The sequence below is a fragment of the Paenibacillus sp. VT-400 genome, from assembly GCF_001029205.1.
GTDB lineage: Bacteria > Bacillota > Bacilli > Paenibacillales > Paenibacillaceae > Paenibacillus > Paenibacillus amylolyticus.
Genome location: NZ_LELF01000059.1, coordinates 213,822 through 237,401, shown reverse-complemented (window position 1 = coordinate 237,401; position 23,580 = coordinate 213,822). Strand labels below are relative to the sequence as shown.

The following is a 23,580-nucleotide window of genomic DNA, read 5'->3' as shown; positions in this document are numbered from 1 at the left end:
AAAAACAGCCCTTCAACTTCCTTTTGGAAGTGAAGGGCTGTTTGTTTTCATTACTGTTATGCTGGTGTACACAAAAAATACTTTGCAGTGTTACCTCAAAATAGTAGTAGCCTGATTGCCTGCATAATCCTCAATGACCAGCTTCAAAGAGCTGTTGCTGGACACTGGCGTGAAAGTCAGTTCGCTCAGCTTTGTTCTTCCTCGAATGATATACGGGAATTTCTGCGAAACGTAAGTGACTCCGAACTCGCGTGGTACCCCATTTTCATATACATAGATCTTATACCAGTCCTCCAGATCCGGGAGGGCTAATGTGTACTTTCCATCTTTTACCGTGACCTTTTCCTTGGCGTATGGTGTAATCTGAAGATCTGCGAGCTGTCCGGTATGGGTTACCGGGTTCTGCCCGCCAATGGCGATGTTCAGCACGTAATGTTCACCATTGGTCGGAAGTCCGGTCAGGACGGCAGATTGTTTTCCTTTTTTGACCTGAAGCGACTTGGTGAAAGGCTCTTTTGTGTATTCTGTTTCTAGTGTGAGTTGAATAGACTCGTTGCCTTTTCCTTTGTCTTTATTTTTATCCTTGTCCTTATCCGTATTCTTATCTTTATCTTTGCCTGAATCTTTCGCTTTCTTCGGGTTTTTCCAGCTTACAATAGCATCGCCATTCTTTTTGAATTTCACATCAATATCCTGAACGGCTGCATTCAGATCGTAAGGCAGGACGGTTGCTTCACTTTCGGTACCATCTGCACCAACCGCACGTATAGACAGTTCACCAGATGGCTGTTTTAGCGATTTGATATAAAAAGTGGAATCATACACGCCGCCTACATAGGCGCCATTTTCATATAAATTGTATTGTTTGACCTCTGAATAGTCCTTCATGTCCCATGCAACAACCAGTTCATCGGTGTTGGTCAGTGCTTTGGCAATATGGAATCCGGTCGGTGCATCCGGTACAGCCGCTGAACCGTCGGACATACGGATCTCGCCTATATTCATCTGGTAATTCTCAATCTCCTTGCCATTCGGGTCGAAGGATAATCCCATAGCGGCAATGGTTTTGCCATGATATGCACTCAAATCCAGCGAAGTTGTCTTCCAACCTGTAGTATGCTGGCCTGACTGAGGCACTTCCACATTGACCACGTTGAATGGATCATCTTCGAAGATCAACCCAACATGCAGGGAGGAAGCGTCACTAGTCGACGGTTTGTTATACGTCAGTTCCAGTTTCGATTGTCCGTTGACGGACAGGTCGGTCTTGTACAGGCGCAGGAAGTTCTCCGCGTTCAGTGTGCCGTTCACCACGAGAGAGCTGCCGCCATTAAACGCGCCAATGGAGTCATAGTTGTGCCTTGCGCCTTTCTCATAAGAGGGACCATAGTCAAAATCAACACTGAGCTTGTCACCTTTACTATCCATCCACCATTGCCAAGTGACAGGGATATCCTGAATGTTGATATTTGACCATTCTTTATCGTTCGAGACAGCACCGTCTTCATAATATTTCAGGCCGTGGCCCGTATTGAAGTTGGTCGCAAAATTGGAGCCGTTGATGACGGATCGCTCGGTAAGATAAGCGGCAATTCCATCCCAATTTGCACCGGAAGCATACACATCCGACAGATCGGCAGACGCATTACGACGTGCATCTGTCGGGTCTTGATTTGGACCAGACCACCAGGCACGATCGCGTACAAAGGTCATCCACTGGTACTCATCCTCAGCTCGATGATTGGTGCTGCCATCGCCCATCTCTTCATCCAGGGCGTTGTGGGTGAAGTCGGCACCCAGTGTCGCAATGCTGTTCATGGGTTGACCGTTCTCATCCAGATTATGGCGCAGGTCATAAGATTGCTTCCAGCGGCCGAATTTGTCATGTCCACCTTCGACACCAGCAAATACGGTTTCCAATGGATCCAGTCCCAGACTAAGGGCATGATCACGGGAATCGCGGAGCATCTTGTGGTTCCACACATAGTTCAGGAAGATGGAATCCGAGACTCTGCCGAGAACGGAATCCTGTACAAAGGGGCTGTTAAGCCCATTAAATTGGTTCTGGTATTGAATCTTGCCTGTTGTATTGATGGTGGAATCATACCACTGAACGTACAGGCCTTTATCTCTTAGATATTTCATGAATTTCTTGTAGGATGCGATATCCTCAGGGGCTACACCCCGGGCAACTTCTTCCTGATTGAAGAAATATCCATCGTAGTTGTAGTATTCTGCCATCTCGGCCAGTTTCTCGGCCACAAGGAAATTACCGTTTTCATCCTGGATCAGCATTTGTTTATAGGTTTGTGGCCCACGATCATTGTCTGAGAAAAAGATGTTGGCAATGGACTTAACGCCATTTTTGTGGGCTGCATTGGTGTAGGCCGGATTTGGAATGTTCAAAATGCCAAACTCGAAGTATTTCTCTGTCCACTCTTTACTCGGGTCATACAGCTCCTCAGGTACTCCCGCAGAGGCCATGCCGTGCCAATAGCTGTAGTAGTCTGTATATTGCCAATAATTGAAGAGGTACTGGCTGAATTCATTGGTATAAGGTGTGCTATCGAAGAATGCATTGCCGTAATCGCCGCTCATCGTGAATAGCTGGGTGTCCGGACTAAGCTCAGGATAAGCCTGTGTAGCAGCGAACGCTTCATTACGGGGCTGCAAGGGAACATGGGCACGAAGGAGATCACCATGGATATCACTTTCCGATGTCCAGTTCAGAATCTGGGCCGAGGTGTACCCGTGTTGATAGGGCTGATTCATCCCTTTGGCGCTTTCGCCTGTGTAAGGTAGCGTGTCTCCTGCATAAACGGATGATGCAACAACTTGTCCCAGCAGAGCCGTAGTCAGGACCATGGCAGTGACCTTGGGAATGATGCCTTTTGCTTTGAGTTTGCGTGTCATGCTGTTCCTCCTTCAAGTGGAATGAATGTAAGGTATTCTTTTACACAAAGCTAAACTTATGGTTAACGATAGTGGATGAAAGCGTTTTTAAATAGGGTGAAATTAAAGAAACACAGATATAAACTAAAGAAAAGTTGCAGGTGACAAGTTAATGTCAGAAGCCTGGTGATATAATTCAATATAAGTTGAACTAATCATTTACACGATAACGGAGAGGACAGAAGAAACCTGAAAAAGCGAAGCATTCGCCTAAAAGCTTTCTGAAAGAAAGCTGCATCGGAAGCATACGCTATCACCGGATTTTCCCTTGGGAAAAGGGAATCGAAAAAATCTGGGGATAACAGCGATTGGAAGGTTATTCTGTCATCGTAGTGTCAGTGTAAGTAATCTTTAGTTCAACTTATATAGTCAGGAAAACAGCATCGGAGGGAACATGCGACTTGAAAATTGTTAGCGTTTACAATAATTTCTTCAAAAATAATATGTTTATGAAAATGCTCCTGATTTTCTCGATGATATCGATTGTCACGATCATTACATTGTCTTATATCATCTTCCTGTCGGTGTCCGACTCCACGATTCGCCGGGAACTGGCGATCCAGAAAGCGGCGATGGAACATGTGGACCGGTACATTCATCAGCAGTATGAATCGGTACAAAACATGGTGAGGGACATGCATCAGAATGAGGCGCTGTCCGCCAACATTACGTACCTGATGAATCATTCGTACGCTGAATATGTTCAGCACATGACCAATGGATATTACGCCAATCAGGATGACTATTCGGCCGATGTATTGAAACATTTTCAAAATATTATGGATCGCAATTCGCAGATTAATCAACTCATGTTGTATAGCGCCGAACAGCAGGATCTGTCTACCTTTAATCAACACAAGCAGTTCCGCAAGCTGGACGCCAATGTAGCTCATTCCTATATTCCGGACGTGATGGCGATGGAAACGCCCAATATCAGTGCACCCAATTACTGGATACGCAAAGAGATTAATCAATGGGACCCTGCGCTCTACTCCATCCGCGTACCAATTAACAATACACAGACTCTTCGGAATCTGGGCCAATTTCTTGTCTTCTTTGACTCAGAAGGAATCGGTAATGCGCTGGATAACTACGAGAGTAATCTCAAGGGAGAAATCGTGGTGTTATCGGCGAAAGGTACAGTGTTATTTGACTCCAACAATCATTATTACGGGAAGAAGTATCCCTACGTGAATGTAGCCGATTCCCTGTTTGATCAGACGGATATGGATTCAATGAAAAAGGAGCAGAACATGTACGTGAACAAGTTTGTCTCCGCGGATCAGGGTTATGTGGTCATTGGCACCGTTCCGGTAGAAGAGATGGCTGAAACCTATGCGGGGATTCGCAATACCATTATCTCGATCAGTATCGTATGTATTTTGTTTGCCGTGCTGGTTCCGGCATTTTTCATTATTAACTTTGCCAAACGAACCCGTCGAATTATTCGCTTCACCCAAAAAGTGAAATACGGCAACTTCACGGCTCGCATTGACGATCCGCGTGATGATGAACTGGGGCAGATCTCACATAGCTTCAACGATATGTTGGACGAGCTGAATCTGTACATTGAACGGGTCTACAAAGCCGAGATCAAACAGAAGGAGACCGAGCTGGTCGCATTACAGGCGCGTATCAACCCTCATTTTCTCTACAATACGCTTGAAGTGATTCGGATGAGGGCGATATCCCAAGGGGCGAGAGATGTTGGCGAGATGATCTATAGTTTATCCGTATTGTTCAAGAGCTTGGTACAGCAAAAGAAAAATTATACGCTGAAGGATGAGATGGAAGCTTGTCGTCTGTATCTGGAGTTATTCCGAATCCGCTACAAGGATATTTTCATATATACGATCCAGATCGATGCTGCATATTATCAACACCCTGTGGTCAAACTTTCGCTGCAACCCATCATTGAGAATTATGTCGTACACGGCATTCAGACAGAACGTTCGGATAACCGATTATCGATTGTTGTGGAAGAGACAGATGATGTGGTGCAAGTGGAAGTCAAAGATAATGGCAAAGGCATTGATCCGGCACGCCTGACGGAAATCCTTGAAGAACTGGAACGTCCTGAAGAGTCTGGTCAGATGTTTGGGCTGCGCAGTGTCCATAGTCGATTGCGCTTCCTGTATGGGCCAGAGTTCGGTATCACCATAGAGAGCACCCTAGGAGAAGGAACACGAATCAGGGTGCGTTATCCACATTCAGAAGGGACAGGTGTGTAATATGTACAAGGTGTTTATTGTGGACGATGAGCCATTCATCATTGAAGGTTTATACGATATTGTGGATTGGTCTTCATTTGGTATGGAAATTGTGAGCCATGCAGGTAATGGGCAAGCAGCGTTACAGGCGCTCTCTTCTCAGCCTGTGGACATTCTGATTACGGATATATCCATGCCACTCATGAATGGTCTCGATCTGATTCGGGAAGCAAGGCGAGTGCAACCTGAGCTTAAGGTCATTATCCTCAGTGGTTTCAATGAGTTCGAATATCTGAAGGAAGGCATGCAATTGGGGATCGAAAACTATCTGCTCAAACCGATTAATGTAGAGGAACTGGAATCCACGCTGAGCAACACGGCGTCCAAGCTGGATCATACGGTATCACCTCAAGCCGATGATGCGTATGGCATCCAGATTCTGAAAGATAACATTCTTCATCGATGGCTTACGGGACAGATTGCAGCTACTGAATTTGAAGAACGTGCCCAGTTCATGAACCTTTCGCTGGATGCACCGGACGTTGCTGTGGCCATTCTGCGTGACAAAGGGCAAGTACCCGGCATGTTTGAACGTGTAGAAGAGATGCTGAGAGACAGACGCCATCTGAACGTATTTCATGATATCGATGGAGACATCGTCATTATTGCTAACATTCAGGGTACGAGTGACGAGGAACAGAAGTTGATGGATGGTCTGCAGGCATTATCTGATGAGATAACCGTAACCCATCCGGCGGCACGCATTGGAGCAGGCAGATTGATGAAAGGGTTATACCATGCGCCGACCAGTTATGCCGAGGCCAAAAAAGCACTCCAGTATGTGATGATTTATCCCGACCTTAAAGTCATCGATCATGCCATGCTGGAAAGGTGCGGAAATTCAACGGCGACTTTTTTCATTGAATGGAGGGAGTATGCCAAACTCATTCTATCCCGCAATACAGAACAACTTGCCGACCGGATTCGCATGGATTTTGAACAGCATCGCGATGGGCTTACACCTGGGGAGTTACAGAATACCGCACTGGAAGTTGTGATTCGCTTCAAGATGGAACTGGAGAGCATCAAACACTCGGATGAGTCTGCCATATACCAACAAGGGCTTCAACTTGTACTGGACAGTGGTACTTTTGATGAACTCGTGCGGGCGCTTCAGCAGGTTGGGTCGCAGACGATCCAATCCCTATTGCAGGATCTGAAAAATCCAATTGTAAACCAAGTGCTTCAGCATATCGACAAACACTACGCAGAAGAGCTCTCCTTGAAGCTATTGGGTGCCCACTATCATCTGCATCCGGTGTATTTGGGACAATTGTTCCATAAGGAGACCGGGGAGACGTTTGCCGAATATATCAACAAATACCGGATTGAACGTGCGAAGGAGCAACTACGCAATTCCAATCTGAAGGTACATGAGATCGCCCGAAATGTAGGGTATTGGGAGACGGGGTATTTCTATAAACAGTTCCGCAAATATGTAGGGATTTCACCGACTGATTTCAAGGTGTTTGGTTAATTCGGTGACGGGTAGATCCAACCATGCGGACAGAGAGCCAAGAGACATATCGGGAACAGGAATGGCATGGTAGAAAATCATGGCATACGTTACCCGGCATGTCTCTTTCATGTAAGCGATTTATTTAAATAGGTACAAAATAGATGCCCAAGGACGATTTCTCTTTAATTTGTACCTCGAAAACTTAAGTTTATCTTCTTTTTGTAAATGCTTTCATTCGATAAGGTTAAAGCAGTTAGTAAGTAGAGCCTAAGGGAACACGAAAAGGGAGGATCAAAGAAATGAGTAAACAAAGAAAACGCTTCTCACTCGTTCTTGCATTGTTAATGGCCGTTACACTTGTTCTTAGTGCCTGTGGAGGAAGCAAAGATGCTTCAGAATCCGGGGGAGCTGGAGATGACGCGGTAGAGTTGATCTGGTATACCATCGGTACCCCTCAGAAAGACGTCAATAAAGTGATGGAAGAAGTGAGCAAGTATACCAAAGAGAAAATTAATGCCACGGTAACGATGAAGATGGTTGACTGGGGTGACTACCCGCAGAAGATGCAGGTTAACGTAGCATCCGGTGAGCCAATGGACATTCTGTTCACTTCTTCTGGTGGATTCGATTATGTACAAAATGCCAGAAAAGGTGCATTCCTTGAACTGGATGACCTGCTTGCTGAATACGGTCAGGATCTTACCAAGACCATTGATCCTGCGTTCCTCAGCGGTTCCAAAGTAGATGGACACAATTACGGAATTCCAGCCAACAAAGAGCTGCCACAACAAGAGGTATGGCGCTTTAACCAAATGCTGGTTGATAAATACAAGCTGGACATCTCTGGCGTTCGTACGTTAGACAGTCTGGAGCCTCTGCTCAAAACAATTAAGGAAAACGAGGCGAGTGTAACACCATTTGCCATGGATAAAAACTATGTTCCTTACGTGCCTTATGACTATGTCATTCAGAATCTGCCAATGGCAATCAAGCTGGATACAACAGACTATAAGCTTGTAAACATACTGGAAACACCTGAAATGAAAGAAGCACTTACTACGATGCACAAATACTACAAGGCTGGTTATGTATCGGCAGAAGCGGCAACAACAGGTTCCACGAACGACCTGACAACATCGGGCAACTGGTTCCTGGATCGTGCACAGACTCAGCCGCTCGCGGACAATCAATGGTCTGCAAGTTACGGTTATCAAGTCGTTTCAACACCGGCAAGTGAAGCAATTATAACAAATACATCTGTACAAGGTTCCATCATGGCCATCTCGGCCAACTCGGAATATCCGGAGAAAGCGATGGAATTCCTGAACCTGCTCAATACAGATCCTGTGCTGCGTAATATGGTGGACTCCGGTATTGAGGGCACACACTACAAAAAAGTGGATGACACACATATGGAAAATCTGCCTGAATCGAAAAACTACGATATGCCTTCATACTCCCTCGGGAACAACATGCTGCTCTATCTGAACAGCAATGACCCGGATAACAAATGGGATGAGTTCAAGAAGTTTAACGCTGAAGGTGTCAATTCCCCGATCCTCAGCTTTAACTTTGATGCAAGCAATGTATCTGCCGAACTAACGGCGGTACAGAACGTGAAAGAGCAATATTGGGCAGCACTGATGACAGGTACACTGGACCCGGCAGCCAATCTGGATCAAGTGATTGAGAAGTTCAATCAAGCCGGACTGGAGAAAGTAATGGCTGAAGCCCAAAGCCAGCTGGATGCCTGGAGAGCGGAAAACAAGTAACAGTACATCGTAAGGATCGGGCGGCTGCTTATCGCGTCCGGTCCTTTTTCATTCAAGCCTGAAGGAGGATCTCCACAATGACTACATTTTTGAAAAACCTGATTAGAAACCGAGTCATGCTGCTCATGGTGCTGCCAGGCGCCATCTGGTTCTTCTTCTTCTCCTACTTACCACTTGTGGGCACAGTGGCTGCTTTCAAAGAATATCGATTCAGCCGTGAAGGGTTCTGGGCAAGTCTGATGAAGAGTGAATGGGTTGGCTGGGACAATTTCAAATTCCTGTTCAGCACTAGTGACGCATGGCTCATTACACGCAATACCCTCTTTTATAACATCGCCATTATCTTCCTCGGACTGGTATTTGCTGTGGCATTGGCAATCCTGCTCTCGGAACTTGTGAATAAACGACTCGCCAAACTGTATCAAACCGGCATGTTTCTGCCGTATTTTCTATCCTGGGTTATCGTTGGTTACTTCGCTTTCAGCTTCTTGAGCATGGACCGCGGGATGTTGAATCAGATTATCGGCTGGTTTGGGATGGAACCAATTCAGTGGTATTCCGAGGCGAAATATTGGCCGTATATTCTGGTATTCGTAGCGTTATGGAAAACCATCGGGTATAGCAGCGTCGTCTATCTTGCTTCCATACTGGGGATTGATAAATCACTGTATGAAGCAGCCATGATTGATGGAGCAAGCAAATGGCAGCAGATTCGCAATATTACGATTCCGTTGCTGTCGCCCATCATCACGATTATGACCTTGCTGGCCGTAGGCCGCATTTTCTATGCCGACTTTGGACTCTTTTATCAGGTGCCAAGGGATTCGGGAACGCTTTATTCCGTGACAAATGTTATTGATACGTATGTATATCGAGGTTTGAAAACTAGTGGTGAGATCGGCATGAGTACAGCAGCGGGATTGTATCAATCCGTTGTGGGCTTTGTGCTTGTTATTATCTCCAACTATGTTGTTCGCAAAGTAGATAAAGACAGCAGCCTATTCTAGGACAGTGAAAGGAGTGAACCACTATGGCTCAAGCAGGGCTTGTTAAAAAACGCGACTTCCACCACGTATCCAACGGATGGAACGTGATCATGAACATCATCGCCGGTCTATTCGCTCTAATCTGTGTATTTCCTTTCATATTTGTAGTTATCATCTCGTTTACAGACGAGAAAGCACTGGCCCGTGATGGGTATCGTCTGATTCCGGCAGAATGGAGTCTCGCGGCATATCAGTTTGTCTGGCAGAGTGGGGACACGCTGCTGCGGGCGTATGGAGTTACCATTCTGGTGACGGTACTTGGTACCATCATCAGTCTGATTCTCATGTCGCTGTATGCGTATGCGGTTTCCCGCAAGAGCTTCAGATATCGGAGATTTTTCTCCATCTTTGCAATTCTTACCATGCTGTTCAACGGCGGGATGATTCCAACCTATATGGTCGTATCCCAGCTGCTCGGGTTGAAAGATACGTTATGGGCACTGATTCTGCCGCTGGCGATGAATGCCTTCTATATTATGATCCTGCGTACATTCTACTCCACCAGTGTACCGGATGCAGTCATTGAATCGGCGAAGATTGATGGCGCCGGTGAGTTCTATACCTTTATGAAAATCGTGGTTCCACTCTCCTTGCCGGGACTGGCAACCATCGGGTTGTTCAGTACACTTGGTTACTGGAATGATTGGTTCAATGCGCTGTTATACATCGATAATCCGAATCTGGTACCACTGCAATCTATGTTAATGCGGATTGAATCGAGTATCCAATTTATCCAGCAGAACTCTGCTAACAGTTCAATGAGTCTGGCAGCCATGCAGTCCATTCCGCAGGATACGTCCCGAATGGCGATGGTTGTGCTTGCTACGTTGCCGATTATATTCGCTTATCCGTTTTTCCAGCGTTATTTTGTACAGGGTCTGACGGTGGGCGCGGTCAAAGAATAACCGGATCACGTTATAGGATTGGAGAGATGCAGATTGATGACTTATAAGGACCAAAGCAAATCCGTAGAGGAACGGGTACAACACCTGCTTAGCCTGATGACTACGGAAGAAAAGGTAGGTCAACTTACGCAGCCATTTGGCTGGCAGACCTATACGAATGATCAAGGGAACATCACGTTAAACCAATCCTTTAAACAGCAAGTGGAAAATGGGGGCGTCGGCTCCCTCTATGGTGCACTTCGCGCAGATCCGTGGACGGGCGTTACGCTGGAAAATGGACTATCCGCCAGAGAAGGCGCTGAGGCGGTCAATTTGATTCAACGTTATGCAATAGAACATTCCAGACTGGGGATTCCCATTCTGATCGGGGAAGAGTGCTCGCATGGTCATATGGCTATTGACGGAACGGTCTATCCTGTCCCTCTTTTACTGGGGAGCACCTGGAATGTGGATCTGTATCGGGAGATGTGCCGGGCAGTAGCACGGGAGACACGTGCTCAAGGTGGTGCGGTCACCTATTCTCCGGTACTGGATGTTGTGCGTGATCCGCGCTGGGGACGTACGGAGGAATGTTTCGGTGAAGATCCGTTTCTCATTGGAGAGCTGGCAGTTGCTTCCGTAGAAGGGCTTCAGGGTGAAAGTCTTGACCGTGGAGATACAGTAGCGGCAACGCTGAAACATTTTGTTGGTTATGGCAGCTCAGAAGGCGGACGTAATGCAGGGCCTGTACATATGGGCTGGCGCGAGCTGCTGGAAGTGGATCTCTATCCATTCCGCAAAGCGGTGGAAGCGGGCGCTGCGTCGATCATGCCAGCATATAACGAAATTGATGGCACGCCTTGCACCGTGAATACGGAATTGCTGGAAGATGTTTTGCGTAAGGATTGGGGCTTTGACGGTCTGGTCATTACGGATTGTGGTGCGATCAACATGCTGGCAAGTGGGCATGATGTCGCGGCAGATGGAATGGAAGCCTCCGTACAGGCGATTGAGGCAGGCATCGATATGGAAATGTCCGGTGAGATGTTTGGGCAATATCTGGTGCAGGCGGTGGCAGAAGGCAAGCTTGATATGCAGGTTCTGGATCAGGCTGCCTCTCGCGTGCTGGCGTTGAAGTTCAGATTGGGCTTATTCGAACAGCCTTATGTGGCTGCGGATCGTGCAGCAGAAGTCATTGGCAGTGAAGCGCATGTTCAGCTGGCACGCCAGTTGGCTGCGGAAGGCGTTGTACTTCTCAAAAATGAGGCTGAAACGCTACCTCTATCGATAGCAAATGTGGGTCGGATTGCCGTCATTGGTCCCAATGCGGATCAGGCCTACAATCAACTGGGTGATTACACATCTCCGCAACCGAAGTCGAAAGTGACTACGGTACTGGATGGGATTCGCAGTAAGCTGGCTAACTATGTGGACAGGCAAACGGATAAGGGTTCTGTTGGTTCTTTGACTGGTGACAGCAGTACAGATCAGGTTCTTTATGCACCAGGGTGCCGGATCAAAGGTGATTCGAAAGAAGGATTCGAGCGTGCCCTTGAAGTTGCCAGCGAGGCAGATACGGTCATTATGGTGGTTGGCGGTTCCAGTGCACGTGACTTTGGAGAAGGAACGATCGATCTGAAAACGGGCGCTTCCAATGTATCAGATAACTCCTGGAATGATATGGAGTGTGGCGAAGGGATCGACCGCATGACGTTGGGGCTTGCCGGAGTACAGTTGGAACTCATTCAGGAGATTCACAAGCTCGGCAAGAAACTTGTCGTTGTTTACATTAATGGTCGTCCCATCACTGAACCTTGGGTGGATGAACATGTCGATGCAATTCTGGAGGCGTGGTATCCGGGTCAAGAGGGCGGGCATGCCATTGCAGATATTTTATTCGGTGATGTGAATCCATCGGGTAAATTGACGATCTCCATTCCGAAGCATGTCGGTCAGTTACCGATCTACTATAACGGCAAACGTTCCAGAGGCAAGCGTTACCTCGAGGAGGATTTGGAGCCACGTTATGCATTTGGATACGGACTGAGTTATACCACATATGAGTACAGCGAACCGAAGCTGAGTTCTTCGTCCATGACAGCCGGTGAATCAGTTACCGTATCGGTGACTGTGACCAACACCGGCCGTTATGCAGGTGCAGAAGTTGTACAGATGTACATCTCTGACGTGGTCAGCTCACTAACTCGTCCGGCCAAGGAACTGAAGGGGTTTGCAAAAGTGAACCTGGAGCCGGGAGAGACACAGACCGTGGAATTCCACATCGGGGCCGAGCAGCTGCAGTATATTGGTCGTGATTTGAAGCCTATCGTTGAACCGGGACAATTCCATATTCATATCGGCAGCAGCGTTAACGATACGCAAATAGCCGAACTGACCGTAAGGGAGGCGTAAGATTTTGGAACGTATCAGACGATTTATTCGCGAGTTGTCCGAACATCAGTGGCTGGAGCAATTACAGCTGCGCAGCTGGGACATTACCCGCGCTTATTATAACGTGCCAGGACAGTATGAGGATCAGGGTGAGTACCCCGAAGGGCAAGATTTTGAGCGTTTTCCGAGCAAACAGGGAACGACTTATTTCTTTAGAACACGTTTGGAGATTCCTGCTACATGGCAGCAAACACCTTATGGGCTTGTATTTGAGACAGGCGGAGAAGGCTTGCTTCGGGTAAATGGGCACTCTTATCAGGGTCTAGACCGCAATCATACCTACGTCACGCTTGATCCATCCAAAGTGGGAAACGCTCCGGAACTTGAGATTGAGATGTTTGACCCGGTACCTGAACCTGTAGACCCGTTGAATCAACAGGCGGTTATTCAGCCGCCAATTACATCAATTACGAGCATTCTGGTGAGACCCAATGAAGCGGTTCGTAGTCTGATGTATACCGTCATTATTGTGCGTGATTCGGCTGTGTTGCTACCGGAAAGTGACTTTCGGCGGCTTCGCCTGTTAGAACTGGTATATCGTGCGATGGATCAATTTGTAGGCATGTCAGCAGAAGAGATTGAGCAGGGAGAGGGTATTCGTCAGATTGAGAATAATCTGAAGCATCATGTGCGTGAGATTGGCGGAAACGCGGAAGGTCTGGAGCATATGGTGGGACAGTCACATATTGATATTGCCTGGCTGTGGCCTGTACGTGAGACGGTACGCAAAACGAGCCGTACTTTCTCCACCGTGGATGCACTCATGAATGAATATCCGGACTATGTTTATTCCCAGAGCCAACCCTTATTATATGCGTTTCTGAAGGAGCATGATCCCGAGCTGTACGCGCGGGTGAAGCAACGGATTGTAGAAGGCCGCTGGGAACTGGTTGGCGGCATGTGGGTTGAGCCCGATCTGAACATCCCAAGCGGGGAGTCCCTGATTCGTCAGATGTTATATGGTCAGCGTTTCTATATGGAGGAGTTTGGCAAGACATCACAGATTGAATGGCTGCCCGATACGTTTGGGTACTGTGCCTCCCTGCCACAGATTTTGAAGCATGGAAATGTGGAGTATTTCATGACAACAAAGCTCGGATGGAATGACACAAATGTGTTTCCATACGATCTCTTCCATTGGGTGGGTATTGACGGCACACCGATCCTGTCCTACCTCAATCATGGGGTTAACGAACACACCCTGCCGAAGGACATTCATGATCACTGGCAGTCCTACCGTGAGAAAGCAGCTCATCCGGAGCATATGCTTCTATACGGACACGGTGATGGCGGCGGTGGTGTAACACGCGAGATGCTGGAGTATGTGGATCGCGCAGACCTGATGGTTGGACAGCCTGCGAGCCGATATAGCACAGCTGGAGCTTTCTTTGCCGGAATTGAAAAGGAGCAACCTGTACTTCCGAAGTGGCATGGCGATCTGTATCTTGAGTTACATCGGGGAACCTACACGACCCATGCGCGCAATAAGCGCAACAACCGGAAAGCGGAGGTTCTGTATCGAGAAGCTGAGCTGTGGAATACACTCGCTCTGCCAGATATGGAGGCAGATGCAGAAGCTGAAGTGCGTTCAGCACTGCATGAAGGCTGGAAATTAATTTTGCTGAATCAATTCCACGATATTATACCGGGCTCGGCAATTACGGAGTCCTACGTCACTTCGAATGAGGAATATGTACAGGTATTTGAATTGGGCAGAACCGGACTGGATCAAGGCATTGCTGCATTGACAACGGGTATCAACACAGATGGACCGGAAGGTTCAGTAGCCTATGTTGTATTCAACAGCCTGGGCTGGAAACGGAGTGCAGTCGTTCAACTTCCTGTTCAGGATGGCTTGGATCGCTACGGCATCGATGCAAAAGGCCAGCGCTTGCGGATGGATCGGGAGGATGGCAGCATGTCTATTCTCGTGACAGACATTCCGGCGTTTGGATATAAAACGATTTGGCTTGTACCGGAAAATACAAGGGAAACGAATGTACGGGAAATGACCACCCTTGCCGCACAACCAACCTTTAATGATACATGGGATACCGCCTTTTACCATGTGCAATTCAATGAACGTGGGGAGATCATCCGCCTGTGGGATAAAACCGCAGAGCGTGAGATGCTGAAGCCGGGTGAACGAGGAAATCAACTTCACTTCTTCCACGATCGTCCAACGCTTTGGGATGCATGGGATATCGACAGTCGTTATGAAGAACAGATTGCTGGCGAAGTGGAACTTTTGGAGAAAAAGCTGGTGCTTGCGGGTTCAACGAAAGATGTCCTGCGCTTCCGCTGGAAGCTACATCAATCAGAAATCACACAAGATATCGTCTTTTATCATGACTCACGACGTATCGACTTCCAGACACAGGTGAACTGGAATGAAGATCACAAGCTTCTGAAAGTTGGCTTCCCAATTGATGTGGTGACCTCCAAAGCGACATTTGAGATTCCATTTGGCGCACTGGAACGCCCAACACATCGCAACACAAGCTGGGAACAAGCCCAGTATGAAGTCTGTGGACATCGCTTCGCGGATGTATCCGAATATGGATACGGCGTGAGTCTGCTCAATGATTGCAAATACGGGTATGACGTGCAGGGAAGCACTATTCGTTTGTCCCTACTGCGTGCACCCAAATGGCCTGATCGCACAGCCGATCTGGGAGAGCATGAATTCACCTATTCCCTCTACCCACACGACGGTGACTGGCGAACTGCACACACCGTACGTCAGGCAGCTGAGCTGAATCATGAGGTGACGGTACAGCAGGTGAAACAAGTACAACAAAAGGATCAGATACAACAAGAGCAGCAGATAGAGCAGGTACAGCCAAGCACAGGGACTGGAGTCGATCCAATTGCAGATGCATCTGCAAATGCGGCACCTGTACGCCCGGCAACCGGAGCATGGATTAACTTCAACAGCAACCATGTCATTCTCGATACGGTCAAAATGGCAGAGGATGGGCACGGAACAGTCCTTCGTTTCTATGAATCATCAGGCAAACGCGACAACATCACATTGCAATGGCCACATGCCTTTGAACAGGCGTATCACTCCAACGCACTGGAAGAACCGGTCCAACCACTGGCCCATACCAATGGCCAGATTACACTATCTTTTAAACCTTACGAAATACAAACCGTGCTACTGCGGTAAACCTTTTTGAAATATTTTTGAGCTATACATGTTCAACTAAAATTTTACACGATAACGGAGAGGACAGAAAGAATTCGAAGAAGCGAAGCGTTCGCCTTTATCCCCAGATTTTACCCTTTAGAAAAGGGAATCAAAAAAATCTGGGGATAACAGCGATCGGAGGATCTTTCTGACCGCGCAGTGGTCCCGTGTAAATTTTTTGTTTCATCCTGTATAGCTATACCATTCAATTTGTTTAAGGAGTTGCACTCATCCATGGAACAGTTCAGATTACCCAAAATACCCATGCCACCTGTTGCTTTGCCACAATCCATTCAGGCCGTGCTCGAAGAAGCAGAACAGAAACTGGCTCACCGACCGAAGCTGCTTCAATTATTCAAAAACTGCTTCCCCAATACCATCGAAACAACAACCAAGTTGATGGAGGATGGCACTACGTTTGTGATCACAGGAGATATTCCGGCTTCCTGGCTGCGTGATTCCGTGGAGCAGGTGGTACATTACATTCCGTTTGCAAAAGAAGATGAGGACCTGCAACGCATTATTGGTGGGCTGATTAAACGTCATATCCAGTATGTTCACATCGATCCGTATGCCAATGCTTTCAATGAGACGGCCAACGACTGGCACTGGAACACCACGGACGAAACCGAGATGTCACCTTGGGTGTGGGAGCGTAAGTTTGAGATCGACTCATTATGTTTTGTTGTACGCCTGGCGTATTTATATTGGAAGGAAACCGAGCTGACTGACATTTTCGATTCCAGCTTCAAAGCAGCGATGCGTAAAATCGTGGACCTGTTTAAAGTCGAACAGCATCACATGGAACAATCTCCATATCGCTTCACTCGCAATAACGGTATCCCAACAGATTCCCTGCGCAATCACGGAAGGGGTATGCCAGTCAACTACACGGGTATGATCTGGTCCGGTTTCCGTTCCAGTGATGATGCGTGTGATTTCCACTACAATATCCCTGGCAACATGTTCGCGGTTGTAGCTCTGCGTCAAATGCAGGAGTTTGCCGAGTGGGTGTTCCGGGATATGGAACTTTTGCAGGAATTGAAGGATCTGGAGCAGGACGTGGATCACGGCATTCAGTTGTACGGGATTTATCGTCATCCGGAATTTGGACCAATCTATGCGTACGAGACGGACGGTTATGGCAACCACTGTCTCATGGACGATGCGGGTACACCGGGGCTCATATCCATTCCATATCTGGGTTACGTCACAGCGGATGATCCGATCTACCAGAATACGCGCCGCTTCGCTCTGAGCAAAGAGAACCCATTCTATTATGAAGGCAAGGTTGCCAAAGGAATCGGTAGCCCGCACACCCCGCCGAATTATATCTGGCATATGGGCTTGTCCATGCAAGGACTGACTGCGCAGTCTTCCGAGGAGAAACTGGAGATTATTCGCATGCTTGAAGCGACAGATGCAGATACAGGTTATATGCATGAAGGCTTCCATGCCGATGATCCAACAATTTTTACACGAAAATGGTTTGCATGGTCCAACAGCCTGTTCTCCCAGTTGGTCTATAAATCCATGAAGGATGGCCTGTTATGAGTATCCAACCTAATGATAAAAAGCTGATTATCTTCGCTGATCCTACGTTTCCGATGGAAGGCGTTATGCCAACTCCACAGGCTCTGAATGCATGGAAAGCAGTAGAAGAGATCACCGTTGTAAACGCTGAAGAACTTGCAGAGGCTTTGAAGACCACAGCAGGTGAAGGATGTCTGGTGAATCTGCATGCACCCTATTTCCCTAAGTTCGCCTGGACGGAAATTGTAGCTTACCTGCATCAGGGCGGGAGCCTGATTAGTGTTGGTGGTGCGCCCTTCAAACGCCCGGTTCGATATGTGAACGGGGCATGGGTTGTAGAGTCCGAGCAGACCGCGTATCATCAGGAACTCTATATTCATGAGGCACTGAACGTATCTTCTGCCAATGTGCAATCGTACACGTCATCCGAACAGATCCCGCTTCTCACTGGGAAAGAGGGGCTGTTCGAGAAGGCAGATACATGGAATCTGGTTCCACATACAACCAAAACAAGTGATCTGCCTCACCAGATGGGTTCATCAGGACCGATGAGTACGCAGATCTATCCTTTACTTCGTGGAATGAATAAGGATGGACGCAGCATCGCCGCTCCGGTCGTTCTGTGGGAAAACTCCCGCGGGACTTTCGTTGGTTCACGCTGGATGTTTGTGCATCTGCCGCTGACCACCTCATTCTGGACGCAGGATGGCGCTAACGAGATTGTGAAGTGGGCGCAATTCTGTGCGCAAGGTGTAACTGAGTTATCCCTGAAAACGAATTATGCTTCGTATGAGCCAGATGAGCGGGCTGTACTCACACTTCAAGGCCAGATTTTACAGCGTGCAGGCAATAGACTTACCGAATCCGAGCTGTGGACGTTTGACATAACGGTCGAGCATGAAGATCGCACAAGTGGCATGACAGAGAAGGTATGGAGCCATCGACTGGAGATGGAACTTTCCGGTGAGCAGCGTTTCGAACGTATACTTCTCCCGGTTTCCATTGAAAGTGGGCTGTATCGTATCGTATGCCACGCGCAGGCTCCTGACGGTGAAGTTCGGACCTTGCGTCAAGGCTTCTGGGGACAGGATGCTGCACTGCTGGCAGAAGGGGAAGTGATTACCCGCAGCAGGGACTATTTTGTAAAAGACGGACGTCCTCTCCCAGTTGTGGGCATGACCTACATGACCTCCGATGTGGCAAGGAAATTTCTGTTTCTGCCGAATGCGGATGTTTGGGATCGAGACATGGCCCAGATGGCAAAAGCCGGAATCAACTGGATTCGGACGGGAATCTGGACCGCCTATCGCAACATGATGCAGGTGGACGGACATATGGCAGAGGATGTGCTTCGTGCCATTGATGCATTTATTTTAACGGCGAAGCGTCACGGCTTACAGGTCACATTCACCTTCTTCTCCTTTACACCGGAGACATGGGAAGGCACGAATCCGTATTTGGACCCGCAGAGTGTCGAGGCTCAGAAACGTTTCATCCGCAGCATCGTCAGTCGTCACACGCATACAACACATGTGGACTGGGATCTGATTAACGAGCCATCGATGTTTGATCCAGTACGTATCTTCTCAGCTGGCCCACGCTCGGCGAGGGATTTGTATGAACAGCAGGCTTTTGTCGAGTGGCTTCAGCAACGTCATGAGACGATTGAAGCGTTGCAGGAGGCATGGAACATGTCGCCGAAGCAGCTCCCCAACTTTGCAGCCGCGGTGATCCCGGAGGCGGAAGAGATTAACTTTGATGTACAGGACATGCACAAGGCCAAAAAGGGAACACGCTGGCTCGATTACTGTCTCTTCTCTATGGAGATGCACAATGTTTGGGCAAGAGAGCTTGTAGGTACGATCAAGGATCTGGTACCGAATCATCTGGTCACTGTGGGACAGGACGAAGCCCTTGGTGCACAGCGTCCTTCGCCGTTCTTCTATGAACGTGAAGTGGATTATACAACCGTGCATTCCTGGTGGTTAAACGATGATCTGATCTGGGATGGTATTTTCGCTAAAACGCCACATAAACCAAATCTCATTCAGGAGACGGGCATCATGTATGTGGAAACCCCGGATGGGCGAGCCAAACGTACGGAAGAAGAGCTTCGTGGCATTCTCGAACGCAAGTACGCCTATGCTTTCTCGACAGGCGGCGCAGGAGCGGTGCAATGGATCTGGAACACCAACTTTTATATGGATAACGCCAATGAGTCTCATATCGGAGCCTTGCGTGCAGATGGTACGGAGAAACCAGAGGCGGATGTGTCTTATGATTTTGGCCGATTCATGCATGGCATTCGTGATCTCTTTGAAGACCGTGAGCTGGAAGATATTGCAGTGGTGTTCCCGTATTCCAATGACTTCTCCAACCGTGCCCTCGCCTATGATGCCACAACAAAGCTTACTCGTGTGATGTCTTATGATCTGAAATTGCCATTCCGTGCGTTATCCGAGTATCATCTGGAAGCGCTGGAGCAGCAGCCACCGAAGCTGATCATCGTACCGAGTCCGCACAATATGGACAGCGATGCACTCCAACAATTGCTCACGTTTGCAGAGAAGGAAGGCACGAGCTTGCTCATTACCGGACCGCTGGGACTGGACGCATACTGGAAAACAAGTGACCGGGCAGATCATATCGTAGGCAAACGCAGTTTGGGTAACGTGCAGCGGGAGGAATTGCTGAATATTAATGGCATGAATCACCGAGTGACCTATGGACGGCGACGTATCGCCGAGGTGGCGAAGGAGACGTTGCTTCATGGGGATAATGGTATACCAGATGAAGTACACGTTCTGCCTTTGGGCAAAGGAAAATTAATCTGGACCCCACTGCCACTCGAGTTAAACGGACGGGATGAACCACTTGCTGAATTGTATCGTTACGCCACTGAGATTGCTGGCATCGAACAGGAGTTGGAATGGATATCTGGCGGGAATGTCGCAGGAATCTACGGGCGGAAGCTGAGTTTTCCAAAAGGGAATCTCTATGTATTCGTATCGGAGTTTGCCTTGAACCATGAGGTTCACGTAAGAGATCAACGTACAGGTGTATCGTACTCGTTCCAATTGGAGAAAAATCGTTCGGTGCTTTTTGCCACAGATGCTTCCGGAAAGCTGAAAGGCGTGTATCGCCCGGATGAGGTTGAGGTTGTACAACAAGACGAAAGAGGTGGGATAACACGATGACCAAGAAGAAGAGAGCACATATTATTTCGCATACCCACTGGGATCGGGAATGGTACTTGCCGTATGAGAAGCATCATATGCGTCTTATTCAGCTCGTCGATTCACTGTTGGATCAGCTTGATGAGGGATCGGACTATAAAAGCTTTTATTTGGATGGACAAACGATTATTATCGATGACTATCTTCAGGTTCGACCGGAGCAGAAGGAAAGACTGGAGAAGCATATCCGCAATGGGCGGATTGTGATTGGACCATGGTACATTTTGCAGGATGCGTTTCTGACGAGCGGAGAAGCCAATGTGCGCAACATGCAGGTTGGACATAAGGATGCCAAACGTTACGGCACCCCTTCGAAAATTGGTTACTTTCCCGATACATTTGGATTGGTCGGGCAGACTCCACAGCTGATGCAGCAATCAGGCATTGATAATGTGTTTTTTGGACGTGGTGTGAAGCCGACGGGATTTAACAATACGGTATCGGATGCCGGATATGAATCAAGCTTCTCGGAGCTGATGTGGGAAGGACCAGACGGATCAAAAGTGCTCGGCGTATTGTTTGCCAACTGGTACTCCAACGGAAATGAAGTTCCTGTAGACGAGGAATCGGCCCGCAAGTTCTGGGAAACGAAGCTTGCAGATGCCGAGAAATATGCATCGACCAATGAGCTACTCTACATGAACGGATGTGACCACCAACCGATTCAGCGAGACCTGCCAGAAGCGATTCGCATGGCTGAACAATTATATCCCGATATCGAGTTCATTCATTCCAACTTTCCGGATTATCTGGAAGCTTTGAGAGCATCGTCTGAACATGAACTGTCCACGGTCAAAGGCGAACTGCGCAGTCAGCGTACCGATGGCTGGGGAACTCTGGTGAACACCGCCTCGGCTCGTGTGTATCTGAAACAGATGAACCAGCTGGGCCAGACTATGCTGGAAAAAGTGGCTGAACCCCTGGCATCCTACGCCTATCTGCTTGGACATGCCTATCCACATGATCAACTGACGTATGCCTGGAAAACGCTGATGCAAAATCACCCGCATGACAGCATCTGTGGATGCAGTGTGGATGAGGTGCATCGCGAGATGGTGACACGGTTTGATAAGAGCCGTCATGTAGCAGAGGCTTTAATTGAAGAGAGCACCAGCCAGATTGCTACAGCTGTCGATACCTCCATATTTGAGCGTTACGGCGAGCAGGCTCGACCTGTTGTGGTATTTAATACAACGGGTTGGGAACGCAGCGGTGTAGTTCAGATGGAACTGGACGCGGCTCGGTTGTATTTCCGGGATGGACATACGTTGGAAGAGATGGCGACGCAGATGAAAGCCGTTGACCTGTCAGACCGCGTACTTGTAGATGAAAATGGTAACCACATTCCATGTACAGTGGAGGATCTGGGTCTGCAATTCGGCTATGATCTGCCGGATGATCGCTTCCGTCAGCCGTATAGCTGTCGGCGCGTTCGTATTCGTTTTGAAACAGAAAATGTAGCTGCATTTGGCCTGAAAACCTATGCATTGGTCAACTTTGTGGATCATTCAAAGAGTGGCTCTCCATCGAAAATAAATACCTTGTTGCGTGGTGAACGTGGCATGGAGAATCAATATTTGATCGTCACGATTGCAGACAACGGTTCATTCACAATCACAGACAAACGAACAGGCCGGACTTACAAGGACCTTGGCGTGTACGAAAATGTGGGCGATATCGGTAATGAATACATGTTCAAGCAACCAGAGAATGAAGTGGCGCGAACAACACACGAGCTTCAGGCCGAGATTCGGGTCCTTGAGGATACATCATACTTGGCCTCGTTTGAAGTGATTCATCATTGGGAAATACCGGAGTCTGCGGATGAGATGCTGGATCAGGAACAACGGGAGCTGATTTATTATCCATACCGTAAAGCCCAGCGTTCAACTAAAATGATTCCGCTCCAGATTCGTACAGTGATATCACTGAGTCGTAATGGAAAAGGAGTACAAATGGAAACAACCTTCAACAATCAGGCGAAGGATCATCGGGTGCGTGCTCTTTTCCCAACGGATCTTGTATCTGCTGTTCATCATGTGGATTCCATGTTCGAAATTGCAACACGTGATAACAAGCCTGCACCGGAGTGGCAAAATCCAAGCAATACACAGCATCAACAGAATTTTGTGGATGTGAGTGAAAAGAACGCCGGATTGGTCGTTGCCAATCTGGGCCTGAATGAATATGAAGTCCTTCAGGATGGTCGCAACACCATCGCGGTTACGCTGCTTCGTGCTGTAGGCGAACTCGGAGACTGGGGTTTGTTCCCGACACCTGAAGCACAATGCCTTGGTGAACATACATTTCAGATCGAGATCATTCCCCACGATGGCAATGGTGCAGCATCAGGTGCATATATCGAGGCTTATCAGTTCCAGGTTCCTTGGACGCTGGCACAAACCGAAGTACACACGGGTTATCTGACACCTAACAACACACCGTTTGCATGGCAAGGAGACGGCTTGGCTTTTTCTTCACTCAAGGTGAATGAAGATTCCGGCGATGTCATGTTACGCTGGTTCAATATGACCACCGACTCTGCCACGTTGAAGCTTGCAACATCACAAGCGAATCCGCAGCCATTCGAAACGGCATACAAAAGCAACATCCTGGAGGAAGAGGGCGAAATACTTCATCTCAACAGCATAGAAGAGGCATCAACATTATCATTTGCCACCAAGGAATGGAACATACAGACAGATTCATGTGAGATCGTTACTGTCGGCTTGCGCCGCTGATCAAAGTTGTTTAAAGAGTCGAAAAACAGACTTTTGAACACAC

General features: G+C 48.0%; 11 protein-coding genes. 10 read left to right on the top strand and 1 reads right to left on the bottom strand.

Annotated elements, in window-relative coordinates:
• Positions 1-90 precede the first annotated feature (90 nt).
• A complete protein-coding gene (locus tag EL84_RS07865) occupies positions 91-2,913 on the bottom strand; it encodes an endo-beta-N-acetylglucosaminidase (RefSeq protein WP_047841282.1) in 2,823 nt (940 codons plus the stop codon).
• 440 nt (positions 2,914-3,353) lie between these two features.
• Here EL84_RS07865 and EL84_RS07860 point away from each other — a divergent pair, with 440 nt between their 5' ends.
• The 10 genes from EL84_RS07860 to EL84_RS07815 all read left to right on the top strand — a co-directional run bounded on the left by EL84_RS07860 (position 3,354) and on the right by EL84_RS07815 (position 23,537).
• Entirely contained in the window at positions 3,354-5,183 is a 1,830-nt protein-coding gene (locus EL84_RS07860) for a sensor histidine kinase (RefSeq protein WP_047841281.1), read from the top strand.
• 1 nt (position 5,184) lies between these two features.
• Complete coding sequence (locus tag EL84_RS07855) at positions 5,185-6,699, top strand: response regulator transcription factor (protein ID WP_047841280.1); 1,515 nt, start codon at positions 5,185-5,187, stop codon at positions 6,697-6,699.
• A gap of 281 nt (positions 6,700-6,980) precedes the next feature.
• On the top strand, positions 6,981-8,453 hold the full coding sequence (locus EL84_RS07850; protein ID WP_036673370.1) for an ABC transporter substrate-binding protein: 1,473 nt from the start codon (positions 6,981-6,983) through the stop codon (positions 8,451-8,453).
• Between the two features lie 77 nt (positions 8,454-8,530).
• A complete protein-coding gene (locus tag EL84_RS07845; protein ID WP_036605780.1) occupies positions 8,531-9,460 on the top strand; it encodes an ABC transporter permease in 930 nt (309 codons plus the stop codon).
• A gap of 23 nt (positions 9,461-9,483) precedes the next feature.
• Positions 9,484-10,404: a carbohydrate ABC transporter permease gene (locus EL84_RS07840; protein WP_036605781.1), complete on the top strand. Its 921-nt coding sequence runs from the start codon at positions 9,484-9,486 to the stop codon at positions 10,402-10,404.
• A gap of 36 nt (positions 10,405-10,440) precedes the next feature.
• Positions 10,441-12,795 carry a glycoside hydrolase family 3 N-terminal domain-containing protein gene (locus EL84_RS07835; protein WP_047841279.1) on the top strand — a complete coding sequence of 785 codons (2,355 nt, stop codon included), beginning with the start codon at positions 10,441-10,443 and terminating at the stop codon, positions 12,793-12,795.
• Between the two features lie 4 nt (positions 12,796-12,799).
• The gene (locus EL84_RS07830; protein WP_047841278.1) at positions 12,800-16,006 is read left to right on the top strand and encodes an alpha-mannosidase; all 3,207 of its coding nucleotides are present in this window, start codon (positions 12,800-12,802) and stop codon (positions 16,004-16,006) included.
• A gap of 255 nt (positions 16,007-16,261) precedes the next feature.
• The gene (locus EL84_RS07825; RefSeq protein WP_047841277.1) at positions 16,262-17,581 is read left to right on the top strand and encodes a glycoside hydrolase family 125 protein; all 1,320 of its coding nucleotides are present in this window, start codon (positions 16,262-16,264) and stop codon (positions 17,579-17,581) included.
• Positions 17,578-20,757, top strand: coding sequence for a beta-galactosidase (locus tag EL84_RS07820; RefSeq protein ID WP_047841276.1), 3,180 nt, complete (start codon positions 17,578-17,580; stop codon positions 20,755-20,757). Before EL84_RS07825 ends, EL84_RS07820 begins: the two co-directional genes overlap by 4 nt.
• A complete protein-coding gene (locus EL84_RS07815) occupies positions 20,754-23,537 on the top strand; it encodes an alpha-mannosidase (RefSeq protein ID WP_047841275.1) in 2,784 nt (927 codons plus the stop codon). Before EL84_RS07820 ends, EL84_RS07815 begins: the two co-directional genes overlap by 4 nt.
• The last annotated feature ends 43 nt before the right edge of the window (positions 23,538-23,580 follow it).